The organism is Tissierellales bacterium (genome assembly GCA_035301805.1).
GTDB lineage: Bacteria > Bacillota > Clostridia > Tissierellales > DATGTQ01 > DATGTQ01.
This window is the reverse complement of record DATGTQ010000213.1, coordinates 1-2,443: the sequence shown is the minus strand read 5'-3', so window position 1 is coordinate 2,443 and position 2,443 is coordinate 1. Positions and strand designations below refer to the sequence as shown.

3 protein-coding genes are annotated in these 2,443 nt (G+C 31.7%); all 3 read right to left on the bottom strand.

Annotated features, from left to right (window positions below):
- Positions 1-500, bottom strand: a 500-nt coding sequence (locus VK071_11000; GenBank protein HLR35836.1) for a precorrin-3B C(17)-methyltransferase, incomplete at its 3' end; no start/stop codon positions are given.
- On the bottom strand, positions 500-1,528 hold the full coding sequence (gene cbiG / locus VK071_10995) for a cobalt-precorrin 5A hydrolase (protein HLR35835.1): 1,029 nt from the start codon (positions 1,526-1,528) through the stop codon (positions 500-502). The genes cbiG and VK071_11000, both read right to left, overlap by 1 nt.
- A complete protein-coding gene (gene cobM / locus VK071_10990) occupies positions 1,525-2,280 on the bottom strand; it encodes a precorrin-4 C(11)-methyltransferase (protein HLR35834.1) in 756 nt (251 codons plus the stop codon). The genes cbiG and cobM overlap by 4 nt, the downstream gene beginning before the upstream one ends.
- Positions 2,281-2,443: the final 163 nt, after the last annotated feature.

Below are 2,443 nucleotides of genomic sequence, written 5' to 3'. Positions count from 1 at the left end.
TCTTTTCTGCCTTTACTTCTTGGATTATATATTGCTATTACAAAATCTCCTTTTGCCCCGTATTCCACTCTTTTCTCTATTACTTCCCAAGGTGTAAGAAGATCACTTAAACTTATAGAACAAAAATCATGCATAATAGGTGAGCCTAAATCACTAGCTGCAGAAAAAGCCGCCGTCACTCCTGGTACTATTTCTACGTCTATATCATCAACAAGCTCTAATATAGGACCTGCCATTCCATAAAGACCTGCATCACCAGTACTTATTATAGCTGTATTTTTTCCCTCTCTTACTTTTTCTATTGCATATTCACATCTTTCTATTTCTCCTCTCATTCCAGTAGAAAAAATTTCTTTTCCTTCTATTAAATCTTCTCCTAAATATTCTATATAAGGAACATATCCCACTATTACATCAGACTTTTTTATAGTTTGAATTGCTTTTAATGTGAAATGCTCTTTTCCTCCTGGTCCAATTCCTACTACATACAACTTTGCCATTAAAAAACCTCCTTTGAAATTGCTAATGTTATTCCATTATAAATAGTTTTGTCTACAATTAAATTACCTCCTGATAGGTATGCAGAAGGTTCGCTAACACCATAAACCCCTATTTTCTCTTTTACAAATTGGCTCTTTTGAAAACTATCTTCTACTTTTTTTATTTCTTCTTTAGTAAAAATGTTCATAGGACAACTAAAATATTCAGACGCTTCTATTATTCCTTTCTCATTTTTTTTAATTGAGACTGTACCTATGGACTTAATAGATTCTTCTGATAGGCTATTTTTATTTAGTAAATCAATAATCGAATTAATTATATCCTTTCCCCTAGTACCTTTTCTACACCCTATTCCAATGTTTAAATTTTGGGGTCGTAGAATTGTATAAGGTATACTAGGTTTTATTCCTTTCTGCGAAGTGACTAATAGAATTCCATCTACCTTTTCCTCTATTAATTTAATTCCCTGTTTATCTTCTATTTCTATTAAATTTGAATAACCTATTTTAGCTTTTATTTCAGAATAAAAACCTATCTTTTTGCCTTCTATCATAAGGGTTGTAATCTTTTTTACACTATTCATATTTTTCATATATAAATTATTTCTTATAGCATACATATCTACAGCTTCAATTCCCCGACTATCCGAAGCTGTAGTTATTATAGGCTTAGCATCAATAATATTTCCTATTTCTTTAGAAAGAGTATTTGCCCCTCCAATATGACCAGACAACAAGCTAATACTATACCTTCCTAAATCATCTACAACTACTATTGCTGGATCTGTTTTTTTATCTTTTATGAAAGGAATCATCATTCTTATAGCTATACCCGTTGCAGATATAAATACTATTCCATCATATTTTCTTACTACTTCAGGTAATATGGTTTTTATACCACCTTTTATGGATGAATTGTGAAAATGCTTTATAGCTTCCACAAAGTTAGGCTTCTGCTCATAATTTTTTAGTATCTGTTCTCCTATCTCTCTACCCTTAGAAGTGAAAGAAAGGCAAGCAACTTTCATTTTATAGCCTCCCTGTATTCATGGGTAAATTTAGGATCATATAATTTTGACCTTTCATATTCTCCTATTATAAAGTCTCCTACTAATATTTGTGCTGTTTTATTAATTCCTTCTTTCTTAACTTTGTCTCCTATATCTTTTAAGGTTCCCATTAGGATTTTCTCATCTTTCCAACTTGCCTTATACACTACTGCAACTGGCACATTATCTCTTCCATATCCTTTTTCAAGCTTGTCTACTACATTATCTATTTGTTGGACAGATAAAAATATTGCCATAGAAGCTCCGTAGGATGCAAGTTTTTCTAAATTTTCTTTTTCTGGCACCTCTGTTCTACCTTCTATACGGGTAAGTATAACTGTTTGACTTACTTTTGGAAGAGTAAACTCACTTTTAATTGCAGAACATGCGGCAGTAAAAGAACTAACTCCTGGAACGATTTTATAAGGAATACTTTTTTTCTCTAATATATCCATTTGTTCTTTTATGGCACCATAAATAGTTGGGTCCCCTGTATGAAGCCTAACAACCTTTAATCCTTTTCTATATCCTTCTTCCATTTCATCTACTACTTCTTCCAGAGTCATAGATGCACTATTATAAAACTTACAACTTTTTTTACAAAAAACCAAATGTTCTTTAGAAACTAGGGAACCAGCATATATAACAATATCTGCTTCCTCTAGCAACCTTCTTCCTTTTATGGTTATTAAATCGACGTCCCCTGGACCTGCCCCTACAAAACTAATCATTTTCTTCTCTCCTTCCTATAATTAAGGAAATATAATCTTTATCTTTAATAACATCTTCTCCACTACTTAAAACCTTTTCTCCATCTAAGGTTGTTCTTTTAACATATGACCAGATAAAACCATTATCCTCCAATAAATCTAAAGTTTCTTTTTTATTATTGCT